This window comes from Mammaliicoccus sp. P-M58 (assembly GCF_022386165.1).
Taxonomy (GTDB): Bacteria; Bacillota; Bacilli; order Staphylococcales; family Staphylococcaceae; genus Mammaliicoccus; species Mammaliicoccus sciuri.
The window spans coordinates 1-18243 of the sequence record NZ_JAJNJI010000007.1 but is presented as its reverse complement, the minus strand read 5'-3'; the positions used below and the strand labels follow the sequence as shown (position 1 = coordinate 18243).

Sequence of the window (18243 nt, the reverse complement as noted above, 5' to 3'; positions counted from 1 at the left end):
TAAGCGGATTCTAATTACCAGAATTCGAAATAATGGCAGTTACAGCGTTCTAATTACCAGAATGCGAAATAATGGAAATAAGAGCGTTCTAATTACCAGAATTCAGAATATTGATAGTTACAGCGTTCTAATTACTATAATTCCCAAATATGTCCCTAACAATTCTCATCACAATCTATACAATTCCACATCAAAGCGCGCTATTTTAAATTTTTATTGAAAATACTTAAATTTAATCCAACACAAAAAGCAGTGAAGTTTGCCTTAAACTTCACTGCTTCTTTATTTTTATTAGAAGAATCTTCTTATAAGTGTTTTAAGTGGTGGCATTTTTTCGAGTCTGTTTTCTTCTAATGCTGTTCTAATTTCGAATTTTGCATATCCTTTTGCTTCGTCCCATATTATTTTACCTGGTAATGGGGCAGCATCTGGATCTACTTTTACGTTTACAACAACAGGTTTATTTGCATTTTTAGATTTTTCAAGTGTAGGGGCAATATCTTCTACATCTACGACATTATAGCCTATACCGCCACAACTATCTGCAAATTTAGCGAAGTCGATATCGCCTAAATCAATAGCGTATTCTAATTCACCGGCTGCTTGTTGTTCATATTTTATGAATGCTAATTCTTGGTTATTCAGAACAACGACGATAATTGGTAGTTTATATTGTACCGCTGTAACGAAGTCTTGCATAACCATCGCAAATCCACCGTCACCAGTGATAGCAATGGCTTGCTTATCTGGATTTGCGACTTTACTTGCTATTGCACCTGGTAATGCACAGCCCATCGTGCCTAACCAAGATGACGTGATAAATTTGTGGTTGTGACCGAGTTGTAAATATCGTGTACTCCATACTGTTGAAGTTCCGACATCAACTGAAAATACAGTGTCATCTGTTGAAATTTTTTCTATTTCAGACATTAATAATTCTGGTCTAATTGGTTTGCTATCATTGTTTCTATCTTCTTCTAACCATCTGTTCCATGCTTTCATATTTTCTTGGCATGCTTTTAAGAATTTACGGCCGGTTACTTTTTCAGACGCTTCTGTTAAAGCAGATAGTACATTTTTTGTGTCGCCAATTAATCCGACATCGACATTAAAACGTTTGCCGATATTTGTTTGATTAATATCAATTTGTATACATGGTATATCTTTATCAGGTAAATAATCTACATATGGATAATTCGTACCGACTAAAATTAATAAATCAGCATCTTTAGATGCTTCAAATGCTGGTTTAGTACCGATTTTACCTAAGTTACCCATGAAATTAGGATGTTTATCCGGTATGATACCTTTTGCTGGTAATGTAATTAAACCAGGCGCATCGATATGATCTAAGAAATTAAGTAATTCGTCTTTGGCATCTTTAGCACCAACACCAGTCAAGACGACCGGTTTTTCACTTTTATTTATAAGTTCTGCAGCTTTTTTAACGTTTTCATCTTTAGCGTAAGTTACTGCATTTTCAAATTTATAAGTTTCTCTAGGAACATTATCTTCAATTTTTTCACCTAGAACATCACTTGGAATCGTCAATACTGCAACGCCTTTTTTAGCATATGCAGTTTTGATTGCTTCATCTACAATTTCATGTACATTTTCAGCAGATTCTAACTGTTTATTATAAACGGCTACATCTTCGAAAAGGGCAGTTAAATTAACTTCTTGGAAGAATTTTGTGCCCAATAGTTTCGAATCTGTTTGTCCTGCTAAAACGAGCATAGGGACATTATCCATTTTAGCGTCATACATACCATTTAACATATGTATTGCGCCTGGACCACCAATACTTAATGCTACTGCTATTTTGCCTGTTAATTTGGCATAACTACTAGCAGCTAAAGTTGCAACTTCTTCGTGTCTTACATCATAGAATTTAATGTTATCTTCTTCTGTTTTAAGTGCATCTACGACTTTATCTATTGAATCACCAGGTATGCCATATACGTGGTCAATTTGCCAATTCTTTAAGACTTGTACGAGTGCTTTGTTTGCTTTAATTTTTGCCATATAAAATTCCTCCTTATCGTTATCTATACCCAAATACGCTAAAAGTTATACTTATAAATAAGACTCAGGACTGATTTTGTCGTTTTTCAGTAAAAAGAAGTGTTTAAAATCATTATTACAAGCTATAATGATGTAAGAAATATGAATAAGGGAGATTACAGATGGGGATATTTAAGAATAAGAAGAATGAAATACCACAACCTAATTCAGAAGAAGTTCAATATAGAAGATATCAACATTATTATCAAGAACCTGTACAGCCGAGAAAGAGAAAAAGAATTTCAAAGCTATTTGGTCTTGTAACAATACTTATTATACTAGCGATTGTTTTTTATTTAGCAGTAATGTATATGTGGTCAAGAACATCTGATGTAGATGATTTAGTTAAAATTGAAGATAAACAATCTTATGTTCAAGTTGAAGATATGCCTGATTATACTAAAAATGCTTTTGTAGCGGTCGAAGATAAACGATTTTATGATCATGATGGAATTGACATAAGAGGTGTATCACGTGCACTTGCTGTAAGTTTGAAAAATGGTGAACTTACGCAAGGTGGTAGTACGATTACGCAACAAGTCGTTAAAAACTATTTCTATACGAATGAAACGCAACTGACAAGAAAAGTGAAAGAGATGTTTGTCGCGAAACGTGTTGAAGATAAGTATAGTAAGAATGATATTTTGAGTTATTACGTTAATAATATCTATTTCGGTCAAAATAATTATACGATTGAAGAAGCGGCAAATTATTACTTCGGTGCAACAGTCGATAAGAATAATCCAAACCTTCCTCAAGTATCGGTATTACAAAGTGCAATATTAGCAAGTGTTGTAAATGCACCATCCAATTTTGATATTAATAATATTAGTGATAGTTACATGACACGTATCAAAACAACGCTTGAAAAAATGAAACAACAGAATTATATTTCTGAATCAGAGTATACACAAGCTATAAATGAATTAAACCAATAATAAACACACTGAGTTAAGAGATTAAACTTTTAAACTCAGTGTGTTTTATTGTATCCTATATATATGTGTGGAGGGGTGTAAAATGCTTAAAATAACTAAACTTGAAGTACAAAAGAAAAACAAAGAACGTTTAAATTTATTTATTAATAATGAATTTGAAATGGGTATTGATCAAGCAACATACATCTACTTTAATTTAAGAAAAGATTTAGAAATTACAAAAAGTAAGTTACAAGAAATTAAGGACTACGATCAATATAGACAGGCACTTAATCAAGCCATTGTCTATTTATCTCATAAAAAGCGTACGAAATATGAAGTAGAAAAATATTTAACAGACAAAGAATATGGCAGTGACTTAATTGATAGCGTGATAGAGTATTGTGAATCTAATAAATACATAGACCATAAAGATTATATTGAAAGTTTAAAAAACACCATTTTAAAAACAACTGATAAAGGTCCTGACCATTTTGAAAGAGTAGCTAAAGAAAAAGGTATAGAACAAGATTTAGTATACGAATTCAAAGAAAAGTTTGAAATGGAAATGGCAGAAGATCGAATTCCGAACATCGCCAAGAAGATTATGCAAAAAAAGAAACAACCTCCTAACCGTTTAAAGCAAACGATTGTCCAAACACTTCAACAAAGAGGCTATGCCTTTTCATTAATCAATGAACATCTAACAGATTTGAATATTGAACCGACATCTGATGATGTTGAAAATATTTTGATGAAAGATTTGGAAAAGGTATATAATAAATATCAAAAGAAATATAATGGATATGAACTTAAGTCACATGTTATTCAAGCACTCGTAAGAAAAGGGTATACATTTGAAATGATTAATGACAAATTAGTAGAAAGTGGTATTGTAGATGAATAATGATAAAAAATTTGTTGAAATGACAGAATATGAACTTAAAAACGCAATTGCTGAATATCGCGAAAAGATGAGAAAATCAGAAATGATGGGTATACTAAATGAATATGAAGTATATAAGAGAAAAGCGCTCATAGCAGAAAGTTACCTTGTCGACACTTCAAAAATAGAAGTAGGAAAAGTATATGGCTTAGTAGGTGACACACCTAGTTACTTTAAAGTAGAACGCATTAATGGTGTATTTGCTTGGGGATTTAGATTAAAAGGATCAAAAATTGAAGAAGGCATTCCTGTAAGTCTTCTACAACTATAATGGTGGTGCAGAATGACACAGCAAATATTACTAAGAGTTGTTAACGCAACTAAATATTATTATATAAGCAAAGAACAGAATAAATTTAAATCATTATTTAAGTTAAAGCACCTTAATAAAGACATTGTACTTAAAAATGTTACCGTGCATCTTTATAGAGGTGAAGTGCTAGGTATTATCGGTGATGATCAATCTGGTAAAGAAATGATTAGTAAATTAATGATTAAAGAAGTTGCACCTAATTTAGGTAAAGTAACAAATCATGCCCAAACATTTTTAGCAGATGTTAGGCATAAAGCTGATGATCATCAAACTTTAAATGAAATGATCATTCGTACTTTGAGTTTATCAGGTGTTGAAATTAGAGATATTACGACGATTCAAAGACAAATATTAAGCTTTGCAAAATTATCGGATAAAGCTTCAAAGACGTGCCAAGATATAAATGAAGCGGAATATGCTCAATTATTAGTTAGTATAGCCAAATATATGAGACCTACTGTTGCAATTTTTACTAACATCATTCAATACTTAGACGAATCATTTCAGAAGAAGTTCCATGAATTTTTAAATGAACAAAAAGAATATGATCGTGCAGCTGTCGTAATTGATGACCATATTCATTCAATAGAGAAGATGAGTAATTATCTTATCTGGTTAACTTATGGTCAAGTTAGAAAAGAAGGTACCGTTAAAGAAGTGTTGGGTCACTACCGAGAATATCATAAGAAATATAATCAAATTCAAGATAAAGACCAAAAAGAACTTTACGATCTAAAATGGAAGATGGCTCAACAAGAACTACCTATAGCGCATGGCGAAGGTTATAAAAGAATGCGTAAATATCAATACGGTAGAGTGCCGAAATCTATTGAGAAAATGATATTTTATGGCTTAACATTTATCTTTGGTGCTACATTAGCAGCACTATTTATGTTTATAGGTGTAGGAAGCTCTCCGACAGAAAAAGAAGTTACATCCAAACAGGTCATCACAACAAACAGTGAACCTAAATACATAGATAAGTCAGCTTATGTCCTATCGTTGAAACATGATACAGAACTTACACCTTCATCCAAAGGTTCAAAGTTGAAATTACCTCAATATAGTTTTGTAGATGTAACAGGTGAAAATCAATCTAATTATAGACTTGAAGTAGATGATAAGACTTATATCTCTAAGAAGAATAACTTGTACTTTTTCAATCCGGCTGGACTATATGAAGACGTTGATTGGTCAGATTTAGAAGATTATGTTGATGATAGTTATTTAAATTATATTGATTTTTATAACAGTTTTATGCATAAATCACATAAGAAAGTTTCTGAGACGATCACAGCTGATAAGGCAAACCGATTTAATGAACAAATGGAAGGCCAAAAAGTACATATGGTTTTCGACAGTGACAATCAATTAACTGGTTTTACATTTGATATGAAAAACAAAGCAAAATTAGTTAAGAAATATAATATTTCAAGTGACACTTGGGTCGTTAAATCAAGAGATGGCTTTATGATAGCAGACTTAGCAGAAAACAAATGGATTTTTATACAATTATAGGAGGTCAATATGAACGAATTATTTGAACAACATATTAAACATTTTCCACATATGCTTAAATATTGCTTCTATGAAGTTAAAACTCATTATAAATATTATGTATCTGCTTTTGCTATCATGTTAGTATTATTGATCTTCACATATTTGAAGTTATGGATTACTGATGCGATAGATGTACAACAATCAACATCTTATTATAAGTTGGTTGGCTTTTTCGCTTACATGTGGGTCTTTTTATCACTTTTCAATTCTGAAAAGACAGTCAGAAAGCAAGGGGCACTTTATAATAGATTGTCGGTACCATACTATGTAGGTGCTTCTTCACAAGTATTTTTAACGATGATTATGTTCTTAATTGTTGTAACACTTACAGGGATAGTTTCAACTTTTTCGACATCAAATTTAATCGAAATTAACCATTTAGGATTTTTCTATTATTTAGTTATGGCATACATATTACTTGTACCAGTAGCATCTATTATTGGCGTGTTTGGTAAATATGTATATTCTGCACGATTTATTGTTTTCGGATTATTGATTGTATTATTATTTGTCGTACCGATATTGTACGTACCTAATAATATGTATGCAGTTTGGGTCAATGTCTTAAAACTCAATCCATTATTCTATATTATTAATGGGTTCCAACAATCAATGGTGTTAGGTAACGCATCCGTTACGAATTTGCCATATCATATTCTATTCTATTTTGAAGTAGCATTTATCTATTTAGCTTGGATCAATATTAATAAAGCTTATAAAACTGAATACTTTAAATAAAACAAATAAGGCTGAGACGATTAATTCGTCTCAGCCTTATTTGTATTTCTAAGCTTCAAGTTTTTTCATTAATTTTTCTTCGGTAAATACCCAGCCAATATATGAATTTGTCACTTTCATATCATCGTCTAAATGCAAAATAGCTACAAATGGGTAATGACCATTCTTCAAATATCTTAAATCAATAAATCTTAGTTCTGTTGTTTGTTTATCTATTCTTGTAACTTCCCATCGATAAATAGAACTGAAATTTAAGAATGATCTTAAATTTTCATCATATTTAGCATAAGCCATTATATGGTCATTCGGGAATGCTTGTCTTTTGAACACATCATTAAATGCTACGTTTCGACCATAACTGCGTCCAACGTAATCATGTGTTTCAGTTTGAATAGCTATACGCCATTCCATAAATCGTATTGTGGGTGCAACAAATATTTTAACGGGATTATCTTCTTGTTGTATTTGTTTTAAAGCTTGGTCTTTTATCGCTTTTTGTAATATGAATCGAACAATATAATAGAATATTAACAAGAAGTATAATGTACCAAAGGCAATGCCAGCATTTACACCAAGTGTCCAGAACAGTATGGCAACTAAGTGTGCTACAAAGATAATGGGGTCGAACGTATTGATAATACTTAACTGAATCCATTTATTAGATATCGGTCTGAGCGCCTGTGTACCATATGAATTAAAAATATCTACAAAAACATGAAAGAATACGGCAAATTGCGTCCATAACCAAATATGCAAGACATCTACTCCTGGAAAGATAACAAATATTAGAAACGTTAATATTAGAGGCCATAATAATGTAAAAGGTATAGAATGTGTAATACCTCTATGGTTTTTAACATATATCGCATTATTTTTTAATTTTAATACTGTATCGATATCAGGTATTTGTGATCCAACCATTATACCAGTTGCCACTGCAGCAAATGTAGGTGTAACATGTGGATCTAATGTCGCAAGACCAGTTAACGCAACACCCATAACAACGTGTGTACCAGTATCCATAAAAATCACCACTTTACTTTAATCTATATGATATATATTATATAGCATATGCATAGTAATCTGAAAGCAATTCACAAGAAAGTAGTGTCATAAATGATAGAAACGAAACAATTTAAAGACGATTTGCTTAATTGGTTTCATAAAAATAAACGACAAATGCCATGGAGAGAAACATCAAATCCATATTATATTTGGTTAAGTGAAGTAATGTTACAACAAACACAGGTTAATACTGTTCGACCATATTACAAAGCTTTTATTGAGCGTTTTCCAACTATAGAAAGTTTAAGTGAAGCAAACGAAGAAGATGTACTTAAATATTGGGAAGGTTTAGGTTATTATTCTAGGGTTAGAAATTTTCAAGAAGCGGTTAAAGAAGTTCACCATAGTTATCACGGAGTAGTTCCAGATAACCCAGATGATTTTAAAAAATTAAAAGGCGTTGGCCCATATACAAATGCAGCAGTTATGAGTATCGTCCATAATCATCCGATTCCAGCAGTTGATGGTAATGTGTTAAGAGTGTGGAGTAGATTGACTGGTAATGACAGTGATATAGCTGCGCCGAAGACTAAAAAATTATACGAAGATGAATTACAGCCATTTGTAGAAGAACATTCCGGAGATTTTAATCAAGCAATGATGGAATTGGGCGCAACCATTTGTACACCTAAAAAGACTTTATGTATTATGTGTCCTGTTCAAAAACATTGTTATGCATTTGCTAATGGTGTAGTAGAGGAATTACCAGTTAAAAAGAAAAAAATAAAGAAAAAGACAATTGACTTTAACGTATTATATATCACGAATCGTTCTGGAGAGATATTAGTACGCCAAAGAGATACGAAATTATTGAATGGCATGTGGGAATTTCCAATGTTTGAGGCTGATGAAAGTATACACAGCATTGAAGAAACATTAGATGCAGTCATTGATATTGATCAAACGCCTGAATTTACAACTAAGCATGTTTTTACACATATGACATGGAATATGAATGTATACCGTGCCCATACTCAAAAAAGTGAATTTGATTACCCATATAAATGGATTAAAAAAGAAGAAAAAGACCAGTTATCATTTTCAACATCTATGAGTAAAATTTTTAATCAGCTCAACGGATAAAGGATAAGAAACATAATTTTAGCTTATTTATTTAAATATGATATAATAACTTGGTAAATATTTAAAAGGTGGTGTGGAACATGGTCAAAGAATCCATACCAAAAGAAGGCCAAGTAATTAAAATACAAAGTTATAAACATGATGGTAATATACATCGTGTGTGGTCTGAAACAACAATTCTTAAAGGTACGAGTCATGTTATTATCGGTGGAAATAATCGTACACTCGTAACAGAAAGTGATGGTAGAACTTGGGTGACAAGGGAACCAGCGATTGTTTATTTCCATTCAGAATATTGGTTTAACGTCATTTGTATGTTCCGCGAAGACGGTGTTTATTATTATTGTAATTTATCATCACCATTTGTTTGTGATGAGGAAGCGATTAAATATATCGATTATGATTTAGACATTAAAGTTTATCCAAGCGGCAAATATCATTTGTTGGATGAAGACGAATATAAACAACATATGAAGCAAATGAATTATCCTAAAGACATTGATGTAATACTTAGAAGAAATGTTGATATTCTACAACAATGGATTGAACGCAAGAAAGGACCATTTGCGCCAGACTTTATTAAAGTTTGGCAAGAAAGATTTCATTCAATTGATAGACGTAATTCTTGAGAATGAAAATATCACAGCCTAGCTAAAGCTAGGCTGTTTCGTTTGGACTAAGATTGGGGGAACAGTAATGATTAAAAGGTATTTACAATTCGTAAAACCATACAAATGGCATATTGTAGGTACGATTATCATTGGAATTTTAAAATTTGGTATCCCATTATTACTTCCATTACTGATTAAATATGTAATCGATGATGTTATTAATAATGGCGCACTATCAATTGGACAAAAAACAGAAAAATTAACATATGCAATGTTAATTATGGGATTCATATTTGTTGTACTAAGACCACCTATAGAATACTTCAGACAATATTTAGCACAATGGACATCTAATAAAATTCTGTATGATATTCGAAAAAAATTATACACACATTTACAGGCATTAAGCTCAAGATTTTATGCTAATAATAAAGCAGGGGAAGTTATATCAAGAGTGATTAATGACGTAGAACAAACTAAAGACTTTATTCTTACAGGACTTATGAATGTTTGGTTAGATTTAGTAACTATCGTCATCGCATTAAGTATTATGTTTGTTTTAGATATTAAATTAACATTTACGGCAATTGCGATTTTCCCAGTATTTATATTTAGCATTTATTACTTCTTCGGAAAATTACGAAGTTTGACGAGAAGAAGATCGCAAAGTTTAGCAGAACTTCAAGGATTTCTTCATGAACGCGTTTCAGGGATGTCTGTTATCAAAAGTTTTGCTATTGAAAAAAATGAAGAAAAACGATTTGATAAAAGAAACCAAAACTTCTTAACTAAAGCAACTGATCATACGAAATGGAATGCTAAATCATTTGCAGTTATTAATACAGTTACAGATATAGGTCCATTATTAGTAGTAGGTATCGGTGGTTTTCTTGTTATTCAAGGGAATTTAACTGTTGGGACATTAGCAGCATTTGTAGCATATCTTGAACAGTTATATGGACCTTTAAGAAGATTGGTTTCATCATCTACAACTTTAACGCAAAGTATCGCGTCAATGGACAGAGTATTTCATTTGTTTGATGAAAAATATGATGTCAAAAATGAAGATGACGCACAAGACATTGTCATTAAAGAAGGGCGCATTACGTTTGATGACGTATCATTTAAATATAATGATTATGAAGATGAAGTACTTAAACATATTAACTTAGATATTAATAAAGGTGAAACGGTCGCATTTGTAGGTATGAGTGGTGGCGGTAAATCAACACTTATTAGTTTACTGCCTAGATTCTATGATGTGACGAAAGGTAGCATTAGTATTGATAATCATAACGTTAAAGATTTCACAACTGAAAGTCTTAGAAATCAAGTAGGTATGGTAGAACAAGATAATATTTTATTCTCTGATTCTATAAAAGAAAATATCTTATTAGGTAAACCAGATGCATCTGATGAAGAAGTTATAGAGGCAAGTAAAAAAGCGAATGCACATGACTTTATTATGTCGTTGCCAAATGGTTATGATACAGAGGTCGGCGAACGTGGTGTGAAATTATCAGGTGGACAAAAACAAAGAGTTTCTATTGCAAGAATATTCTTGAATAACCCTCCTGTATTAGTACTTGATGAAGCGACGAGTGCACTTGATTTAGAAAGTGAAAAAATTATTCAAGATGCACTTGAAATATTAAGTACTGAAAGAACGACTTTAATAGTTGCGCATCGATTATCAACGATTACACATGCAGATAAAATAGTTGTTATTCAAAATGGACAAATTGAAGAAGTTGGTTCACATAAAGAATTAATGGCAGCACAAGGCAGTTATTACAACTTATATAATATTCAATCATTCGGGTAAAATTACAACACCCCCTCATTCTATGCTATTATTAATTTAATAGAGATAGACTGAGGGGGAATTTTTATGACTTTATTAAGCATACTACAATTGATTGTGAATATTCTATTCTTTGTCATCATTATTGGTGGTATTATTGCTTGTATTTCTTTGTATGTGATAGATAAAAGACAAAAGCATCATAGTGTTTTAAGAAATTACCCGGTTCTTGGTAGAGTACGGTACTTTTTAGAGAGTATAGGACCAGAACTTAGGCAGTATTTAATACTAAATGATAATGCTGGAAAACCATTTTCAAGAAAACAGTATTTAAATATCGTCATGCCAGGTAAATATAAAAATAGAATCGAAAGTTTTGGATCGTTGAGAAAATTTGAAGAGCCAGGATTCTATTTACAAAATACTATGTTTCCAGTAGACCATGATGAATTAGAAATTAACCAAGATGAACAAATGTCTACTTTTATTTATGAAATTTCTAATGAAGGGCTTTTTGATCGTAAAGAAGAACAAAAACAAAAAGATGTTGATCCATATAAATTAACATCAGACAATCAAATTATTATAGGTGATGACTTAAAACATCCCTTTATCGTTAATAGATTGTTTGGACAATCAGGTATGAGTTATGGGGCACTCGGTAAAAATGCGATTACTGCATTGTCAAAAGGATTGGGCAGAAGCGGTTCATGGATGAATACAGGAGAAGGAGGATTAAGCGATCATCATTTAAGTGGAGGTTGTGATATCATCTTTCAAATAGGACCAGGTTTATTTGGCGTTCGAGATAAAGAGGGGAATTTCGATGAGACAGAATTTATTGAAAAAGCCAACATGAAACAAGTTAAGGCATTTGAATTAAAGTTAGCGCAAGGTGCCAAGACGAGAGGCGGACATATTGAAGGGGCAAAAGTAACAGAAGAAATTGCTGAAATTAGAAATGTAACGCCTTTTGAAACAGTTAACTCACCCAATAGATTTGAATTTCTTCATAATAATAAAGAGTTGTTACAATTTGTCCAGAGGTTGAGAGAACTATCTGATAAACCAGTTGGTATTAAATTAGTTGTCGGAAATATAAATGATTTAAAGAAATTAATTCATGAAATGGTTTCATCAAACATTATTCCTGATTTTATTACAGTTGATGGTGGAGAAGGTGGAACAGGAGCGACTTATCAAGAGCTTGTCGATACTGTTGGTTTGCCATTATTTTCAGCATTGCCAATATTAGATGTAGAACTTAAAAAATTTAGAATAAGAGATAAAGTGAAAGTTTTTGCATCTGGAAAACTCATCACACCAGATCAAATAGCGATTGCTTTAGCGTTAGGCGCGGATCTCGTTAATGTAGCAAGAAGTTTAATGATTAATGTTGGTTGTATTATGGCTCAACAATGTCATACAAACAATTGTCCGGTAGGTGTAGCTACTACAGATCCAAAAAAAGAATCAGCCTTAGTTGTATCAGAAAAAGAATACAGAGTTTCAAATTATATTGTGAGTTTACATGAAGGATTATTTAATTTAGCTGCAGCAGTAGGTGTGAAAAGTCCCAATCAAATAAATGAGAACCACTTATTATATAGAAGTGCTAATGGTAACGTCATGAATGTTAATCAATATAAAAAATCAATATATAAAGAGCAATAAAAATAGACCTGAACAGTTTTCTGTTCAGGTCTATTTTTATAGATCAAAATCTTCATCTTCAATTTGAATGTCGCTATCTTCTGGATGAAATTTGAAATAACTAGAAGATAATTTGTCTAAATGTAAAATAGTCGCTTTATAATCTAACATAGCTGAAATAACTTGCATGACATTCTCAATATAGTAATCTTCTTGATCAGGATTTTCCATAATATCTTTAATGAATATTTCCATTAAATCTTCTTTATAAGGTTCTACTAAATAATCTGGAACTTGATCAATTTCGTGTTTAGCTTTTTGTGATATCCTTACTAATATTTGTTCATGCTGTGCCATCAGTTCATCCAGTTCAAACTTCATTTGTACTTTGAGATCATCATTTAAGTTATGAATATCGTTTTCGTAACGATTCATTTTTCTTAAAACTTCGTATGCTCTTCGTGTTGATGCAATAATCTCTTTGAAAAGAATCTTCTTACGCATTTGGCTAAAAGCTTGTTTCTTTGTGTAGGCTCTTTCTTCTTTATAATATAAATAAAATTGCTCAAGCTTTACGATACGTGTTCTAATTGTTTCTAAATCTTGCTTTACGTAGTGAAATTCAGTTGTACCATTTAACACTAATCTAAACCATTTAAAGATGTCAGTAGAAATATTGAGTGAGTTATAATACATTTTAGTTTCGAATTTCGGTGGTAGAAACGTAAAGTTAACAAGGAAAGCACTTAATACACCAATCATAACTAAGACGAAACGATAGAATGCAGAGATATAGAAATCTCCTTCGTGATGTCCAAGTATGATTAAAGCTGTAACAACTGCTAAGTTAGAAACATGTTGTAGATTAAATTTGTAAAGTATTGAAATAATGATAATCGCTGTTAAACCGATAAATACAACATTGTTCCCAAATATAGAGAATATGGCAACAGCTGTAATCGCACCAATAACATTACCTTGAAATTGTTCTACAATCGTTTTGAACGAACGATAGACACTTGGTTGCATGGCGACCATTGCAGCAACACCAGCTATTGATGTTATCATTGCTGGTCCTGGCAGTAAATTAGCTATAAATATTGCTAGGACAATCGCGATACCAGTTTTAAATATTCTTGCCCCAAATTTCATAAAACCATTCCTTTTTGTTTTTAAAACAGGGTTGTAACAAATATCACAAGCCTAGTATATATTGGTTATACAACGTTTTGGCTAACTTTTCAAGTTTATAATTGAGAGAAAGCGTAATCAATTGCATTTAATGTTTGATTTATGTCTTCTTCAGTATGTTCAGTCGTTAAGAACCATGCTTCATATTTAGAAGGTGCTAAATTAATACCTTGATTTAACATTAACTTAAAGAATTTTGCGAACCGTTCACCGTCAGTGTTTTCCGCTTGAACATAATTTTCAACTTTTTCGTCTGTAAAGTAAAGTGTTAAAGCACCCTTGATTCTATTAACTGTTGCTTTAACGTTATGTTTTTTAATTAATTCTAATAAACCTTCTTCTAATTGTTGACCTAATTGATCTAATTTATCGTAAACACCAGGTTGTTCTAATACTTCTAATAATGCAATACCAGCCCTCATAGAAAGTGGGTTACCTGCCATTGTACCTGCTTGGTATGCTGGACCAAGTGGTGCAACATGTTCCATGATTTCTTGGCGTCCGCCGTATGCACCGATTGGTAAGCCACCTCCAATAACTTTACCAAACGCTGTTAAGTCAGGATAAACACCTAATAAATCTTGTGCAGCACCATAATGGAATCTAAATGCTGTAATGACTTCATCATAAATGACTAAACCACCGTATTGATGTGTTACTTCATTTACTGCTTCTAAAAAGCCTTTTTTAGGTTCAACCATACCAAAGTTTCCGACGATTGGTTCTACTAATACACCAGCAACTTGATCTCCCCAATGTTCCATAGCTTCTTTAAATGAATCTATATCATTAAATGGAACTGTAATAACTTCTTGCGCCACACTTTTTGGTACACCAGCAGAATCAGGTGTGCCAAGTTGAGATGGGCCACTTCCTGCAGCAACAAGCACTAAGTCAGAATGTCCGTGATAACATCCAGCGAATTTAATGATTTTATCTCGTTTAGTATATGCACGTGCAACTCTAATTGTTGTCATAACAGCTTCAGTACCAGAGTTTACAAATCTAATTTTTTCTAACGATGGAATAGCGTTACGTAGTTTTTTAGCAAATGTAATTTCATATTCAGTAGGTGTACCGAATAATACACCATCTTCAGCCGCAGCTTTAATGGCTTCCGTAATATGTGGGTGTGCATGTCCAGCTATGATTGGTCCATATGCTTGAAGATAGTCAATATATTTGTTGCCATCAACATCGTAAAAATAAGCACCTTTACCTTTTTGCATAACTACAGGTGCGCCACCACCTACAGCTTTATACGAACGAGATGGTGAATTGACACCACCGAGAATATATTCATTTGAAAGTGTTTGTAAGTACTCACTTTTTGTAAATTCCATATTATCAACCTCTTTTAATTTAATTATTTTCATTTATATCGTATCATAAAATTAAACATCTATCGTTTATAAGGAGTGTAAAATATGATACAAATTGGTGAAAAATTTCCGGATTTCAACTTAAAGAATCAAAATGGTGAATTAATTAGTAATGAGGACTTAAAAGGATCTAAAGTCGTTGTTTATTTTTACCCTAGAGATAATACACCGACATGTACGACAGAAGCATGTGATTTTAGAGACAACTTAGAAGATTTTAATGAGTTAAATACGAAAGTTTATGGTATTAGTGGAGATAGTGAAAAGAAACATGCTAATTTCTCTAATAAACATAATTTGAATTTTGATTTACTAGTAGATGAAGATTATAAACTTTCTGAAGAAGTAGGCGTATATCAATTGAAGAAATCATTTGGTAAAGAATCAATGGGTATCGTTAGAACAACTTTTGTTTTAGATGAAGAAGGTACTGTCATACATAAAATAGACAAAGTGAAAGTTAAAACTCAAATTGAAGACTTAAAAAACTTTATAAAGGAATGATATAAATGAAAGTCGTTACTTTAATGAGGCTAAAAGAACAGGAAGAGAGATTAAAAGAAACATTTCCTAATGTAGATTTTATATTTTATAAGCATCCGAATGAAGCTCGCGATGAAGATTTAGAAGATGTGGATATATTAGTTAGTTATCATGGAGAAGTAAATCCTTCATTTTTAGATAAATGTAAAAATATAAAACTTATCGCATGGTTTGCAACAGGCGTGAATCAATTACCTTTAGATTATATACAAGATAGAGGAATTAAATTAACTAATGCAAGAGGGGTACACGCTATTCAAATCGCTGAATTTATTTTTGCATATATTTTAAATGATATTAAACTATTCAGAACTTCATACGAGTTTCAAAAGAAACGTGAATTTAATCATAAGCTTAAACCTGATTCAATAAATGAGAAGACGATTTTATTTTTAGGTACAGGTAAGATTCCTCAAAGAACTGCTGAAGTAGCTAAAGCATTTAATATGAAGGTTATTGGTATTAATACAACTGGACATGAAGTACCTGGATTTGATGAAGTTTATTCTATAGAAGAAAGACGTCATGTATATCATAAAGCTGACTTTATTGTGAATGTATTACCTGAAACAGAAGAAACGATACATTTACTTCAAAAAGAGGACTTTAAGCAAATGAATGAAGATACACATTTTATAAATGTAGGTAGAGGTACAGTCGTATCAGAAAGTGTCTTATATGAAGCTTTGAGTAGTAAAGATATTAGATATGCTTCTATAGATGTATTTGAAGAAGAACCATTACCTGAAAACTCTCTACTATATGATTTAGATAATGTGTTTATCTCAGCTCATATTACAGGTAATGATCTTAATAATTTAAAGAGAAGTACAGATATTCTAATTGAAAATCTCAAACATATAGAAAATGATGAGTCAGATAAGTTAATAAACATCGTTAACTCAGAAGCGGGATACTGATTAATTGTTTGACAAAATGCTACTAAAAGGGATATATTATAAATAATAATCATTATAAATTAGAAGGTGGGTGTAAGGATGCAACAAAATATTGAGAATGTTGAACATATGTTAGACGATGCAATTGGTACTTTAAGAAGTACTGGTGTTCGAATTACACCACAACGTCAATCGATACTTCAATATTTAATCGAAACAGATAGTCATCCTACTGCTGATGAAATTTATCAGTCACTTTCACCACAATTTCCAAATATGAGTGTTGCTACAGTTTATAATAACTTAAAAGTTTTTAAAGAAACTGGGCTTGTTAAAGAATTAACATACGGTGACGCTTCAAGTCGTTTTGATTTTGAAACACATAATCACTATCATATTATCTGTGATCAATGTGGTAAGATATCTGATTTTCATTATCCTCGATTAGATGAAGTAGAACAATTGGCACAACATGTCACGAGTTTTTCAGTAACGCACCACAGAATGGAAATATATGGTGTTTGTCCAGAATGTCAAAATAAGAATAAATAATACAAAAAGCTAAAGGCAGTCGCCTTTAGCTTTTTTTCTTTTCTTCAGTATGTTCTTCAGCTTGCTGCTCTTCTAATTTCTTAGATTTGCGCTTATTATTATAATCTTGATTAAAGGCTCTACCCTCTAAGTTCTTATCTAATGTAAGAGGTTGATTACAATTAGCACAAATATCTGCTCTTCCTAACATCTTTGTATAGTGATCACAGTTTGGACATTGCACTTGTATAGTTCGAGAACTTAACATGCCAATCCAAAAGTAAACTATAAATGAAAGACCAAGAGCTAACATTCCTAAAACTAAGAAAATACTAAATACAATTTGACTCTTAAAATAGTAAAAGAAGAATACACCTATGTACATAACAATCATACCTAAGAAGATTAATCCTAATGCAAAAGATCTAATTCTATTTATTTTACTAGTAGGTTTTTTGCGAAATAGCTTCAAATCTATTCCCTCCATACTTATTAATACTGATAAAGTATAGCATAATTTCTATTAAAATATATAGTCCCTAATAAAGCGAAATAATACACAATTTTGTTTGTATAAATCGTTGACGTAAACTATATATCTTGATATTATATAAAAGTCGTCAAAACAGACAGACATCGCAAAATAAAACGATTGTTAAAAAGGTTAATAAAGTGTAAATTTAACGCTTGAAATTAACTAAATAACAATGTAATATAAATTATGCAAGTTGATTGAAACGGAAACGACCACTTGAAAAGCTGAGTCAAACCGAACAAAACAAATTATTATTTTTTAAAAATAATACTTGACTTGATATTTAATAACTAGTATAATTGTTTCTTGTAGCGATTAAAATGAACATTGAAAACTGAATGACAATATGTCAACGTTAATTCCAATAATTGAGTACTGAAAGTACTTCAGAGTGATTGGCTTAACCAA

General features: G+C 31.6%; 17 protein-coding genes. 12 read left to right on the top strand and 5 right to left on the bottom strand.

Features of this window, described 5'->3' with window-relative positions; translation table 11 throughout:
- Positions 1 to 291: 291 nt before the first annotated feature.
- Entirely contained in the window at positions 292 to 2025 is a 1734-nt protein-coding gene (locus LQ694_RS09055) for a pyruvate oxidase (RefSeq protein ID WP_218697367.1), read from the bottom strand.
- 161 nt (positions 2026 to 2186) lie between these two features.
- Between LQ694_RS09055 and sgtB the strand changes: the two genes are divergently transcribed.
- From sgtB to LQ694_RS09030, 5 genes are all read left to right on the top strand, one after another.
- Complete coding sequence (gene sgtB, locus LQ694_RS09050; RefSeq protein ID WP_065381788.1) at positions 2187 to 3002, top strand: monofunctional peptidoglycan glycosyltransferase SgtB; 816 nt, start codon at positions 2187 to 2189, stop codon at positions 3000 to 3002.
- An 82-nt stretch (positions 3003 to 3084) separates the two neighbouring features.
- Positions 3085 to 3888 carry a recombination regulator RecX gene (gene recX, locus LQ694_RS09045; protein WP_096792100.1) on the top strand — a complete coding sequence of 268 codons (804 nt, stop codon included), beginning with the start codon at positions 3085 to 3087 and terminating at the stop codon, positions 3886 to 3888.
- Positions 3881 to 4198, top strand: coding sequence for a YfhH family protein (locus tag LQ694_RS09040; protein ID WP_048540687.1), 318 nt, complete (start codon positions 3881 to 3883; stop codon positions 4196 to 4198). The genes recX and LQ694_RS09040 overlap by 8 nt, the downstream gene beginning before the upstream one ends.
- Positions 4199 to 4210: 12 nt before the next feature.
- Positions 4211 to 5758 (top strand): ABC transporter ATP-binding protein, encoded by a 1548-nt coding sequence (locus tag LQ694_RS09035; protein ID WP_025905624.1) that lies wholly within the window; start codon positions 4211 to 4213, stop codon positions 5756 to 5758.
- Positions 5759 to 5767: 9 nt separating this feature from the next.
- Positions 5768 to 6538: an ABC transporter permease gene (locus LQ694_RS09030; RefSeq protein WP_096792101.1), complete on the top strand. Its 771-nt coding sequence runs from the start codon at positions 5768 to 5770 to the stop codon at positions 6536 to 6538.
- Positions 6539 to 6586: 48 nt separating this feature from the next.
- Here LQ694_RS09030 and LQ694_RS09025 read toward each other — a convergent pair whose 3' ends face one another.
- Positions 6587 to 7561: a metal-dependent hydrolase gene (locus LQ694_RS09025; RefSeq protein ID WP_058611101.1), complete on the bottom strand. Its 975-nt coding sequence runs from the start codon at positions 7559 to 7561 to the stop codon at positions 6587 to 6589.
- A gap of 93 nt (positions 7562 to 7654) precedes the next feature.
- Here LQ694_RS09025 and mutY point away from each other — a divergent pair, with 93 nt between their 5' ends.
- From mutY to LQ694_RS09005, 4 genes are all read left to right on the top strand, one after another.
- On the top strand, positions 7655 to 8686 hold the full coding sequence (gene mutY / locus LQ694_RS09020; protein WP_048540691.1) for an A/G-specific adenine glycosylase: 1032 nt from the start codon (positions 7655 to 7657) through the stop codon (positions 8684 to 8686).
- A gap of 80 nt (positions 8687 to 8766) precedes the next feature.
- Positions 8767 to 9315, top strand: a complete 549-nt coding sequence (ntdP, locus tag LQ694_RS09015) for a nucleoside tri-diphosphate phosphatase (protein WP_025907189.1) — start codon at positions 8767 to 8769, stop codon at positions 9313 to 9315.
- Positions 9316 to 9382: 67 nt separating this feature from the next.
- Positions 9383 to 11122, top strand: coding sequence for an ABC transporter ATP-binding protein (locus LQ694_RS09010; RefSeq protein ID WP_218697370.1), 1740 nt, complete (start codon positions 9383 to 9385; stop codon positions 11120 to 11122).
- 66 nt (positions 11123 to 11188) lie between these two features.
- A complete protein-coding gene (locus tag LQ694_RS09005; protein ID WP_218697371.1) occupies positions 11189 to 12775 on the top strand; it encodes an FMN-binding glutamate synthase family protein in 1587 nt (528 codons plus the stop codon).
- A 36-nt stretch (positions 12776 to 12811) separates the two neighbouring features.
- On the opposite strand, the gene LQ694_RS09000 is transcribed toward LQ694_RS09005, so the two are convergent.
- Positions 12812 to 13906 carry an FUSC family protein gene (locus LQ694_RS09000; RefSeq protein ID WP_025907193.1) on the bottom strand — a complete coding sequence of 365 codons (1095 nt, stop codon included), beginning with the start codon at positions 13904 to 13906 and terminating at the stop codon, positions 12812 to 12814.
- A gap of 95 nt (positions 13907 to 14001) precedes the next feature.
- Positions 14002 to 15288, bottom strand: a complete 1287-nt coding sequence (locus tag LQ694_RS08995; RefSeq protein ID WP_096792103.1) for a glutamate-1-semialdehyde 2,1-aminomutase — start codon at positions 15286 to 15288, stop codon at positions 14002 to 14004.
- Between the two features lie 84 nt (positions 15289 to 15372).
- Between LQ694_RS08995 and bcp the strand changes: the two genes are divergently transcribed.
- The 3 genes from bcp (at position 15373) to perR (ending at position 17321) form a co-directional block, all read left to right on the top strand.
- The gene (bcp, locus tag LQ694_RS08990) at positions 15373 to 15831 is read left to right on the top strand and encodes a thioredoxin-dependent thiol peroxidase (RefSeq protein WP_049320370.1); all 459 of its coding nucleotides are present in this window, start codon (positions 15373 to 15375) and stop codon (positions 15829 to 15831) included.
- Positions 15832 to 15836: 5 nt separating this feature from the next.
- Entirely contained in the window at positions 15837 to 16790 is a 954-nt protein-coding gene (locus LQ694_RS08985) for a phosphoglycerate dehydrogenase (RefSeq protein WP_218697372.1), read from the top strand.
- 78 nt (positions 16791 to 16868) lie between these two features.
- Positions 16869 to 17321, top strand: a complete 453-nt coding sequence (perR, locus tag LQ694_RS08980; RefSeq protein WP_025907200.1) for a peroxide-responsive transcriptional repressor PerR — start codon at positions 16869 to 16871, stop codon at positions 17319 to 17321.
- Positions 17322 to 17346: 25 nt separating this feature from the next.
- On the opposite strand, the gene LQ694_RS08975 is transcribed toward perR, so the two are convergent.
- Positions 17347 to 17787, bottom strand: a complete 441-nt coding sequence (locus tag LQ694_RS08975) for a YgzB family protein (protein ID WP_065381792.1) — start codon at positions 17785 to 17787, stop codon at positions 17347 to 17349.
- Positions 17788 to 18243: the final 456 nt, after the last annotated feature.

What these genes read in the sequence shown, in the direction of transcription:
- LQ694_RS09055 (WP_218697367.1), bottom strand. Translation starts at nt 2,025, where the DNA reads ATGGCAAAAATTAAAGCAAACAAAGCACTCGTACAAGTCTTAAAGAAT.
- sgtB (WP_065381788.1), top strand. Translation starts at nt 2,187, where the DNA reads ATGGGGATATTTAAGAATAAGAAGAATGAAATACCACAACCTAATTCA.
- recX (WP_096792100.1), top strand. Translation starts at nt 3,085, where the DNA reads ATGCTTAAAATAACTAAACTTGAAGTACAAAAGAAAAACAAAGAACGT.
- LQ694_RS09040 (WP_048540687.1), top strand. Translation starts at nt 3,881, where the DNA reads ATGAATAATGATAAAAAATTTGTTGAAATGACAGAATATGAACTTAAA.
- LQ694_RS09035 (WP_025905624.1), top strand. Translation starts at nt 4,211, where the DNA reads ATGACACAGCAAATATTACTAAGAGTTGTTAACGCAACTAAATATTAT.
- LQ694_RS09030 (WP_096792101.1), top strand. Translation starts at nt 5,768, where the DNA reads ATGAACGAATTATTTGAACAACATATTAAACATTTTCCACATATGCTT.
- LQ694_RS09025 (WP_058611101.1), bottom strand. Translation starts at nt 7,561, where the DNA reads ATGGATACTGGTACACACGTTGTTATGGGTGTTGCGTTAACTGGTCTT.
- mutY (WP_048540691.1), top strand. Translation starts at nt 7,655, where the DNA reads ATGATAGAAACGAAACAATTTAAAGACGATTTGCTTAATTGGTTTCAT.
- ntdP (WP_025907189.1), top strand. Translation starts at nt 8,767, where the DNA reads ATGGTCAAAGAATCCATACCAAAAGAAGGCCAAGTAATTAAAATACAA.
- LQ694_RS09010 (WP_218697370.1), top strand. Translation starts at nt 9,383, where the DNA reads ATGATTAAAAGGTATTTACAATTCGTAAAACCATACAAATGGCATATT.
- LQ694_RS09005 (WP_218697371.1), top strand. Translation starts at nt 11,189, where the DNA reads ATGACTTTATTAAGCATACTACAATTGATTGTGAATATTCTATTCTTT.
- LQ694_RS09000 (WP_025907193.1), bottom strand. Translation starts at nt 13,906, where the DNA reads ATGAAATTTGGGGCAAGAATATTTAAAACTGGTATCGCGATTGTCCTA.
- LQ694_RS08995 (WP_096792103.1), bottom strand. Translation starts at nt 15,288, where the DNA reads ATGGAATTTACAAAAAGTGAGTACTTACAAACACTTTCAAATGAATAT.
- bcp (WP_049320370.1), top strand. Translation starts at nt 15,373, where the DNA reads ATGATACAAATTGGTGAAAAATTTCCGGATTTCAACTTAAAGAATCAA.
- LQ694_RS08985 (WP_218697372.1), top strand. Translation starts at nt 15,837, where the DNA reads ATGAAAGTCGTTACTTTAATGAGGCTAAAAGAACAGGAAGAGAGATTA.
- perR (WP_025907200.1), top strand. Translation starts at nt 16,869, where the DNA reads ATGCAACAAAATATTGAGAATGTTGAACATATGTTAGACGATGCAATT.
- LQ694_RS08975 (WP_065381792.1), bottom strand. Translation starts at nt 17,787, where the DNA reads ATGGAGGGAATAGATTTGAAGCTATTTCGCAAAAAACCTACTAGTAAA.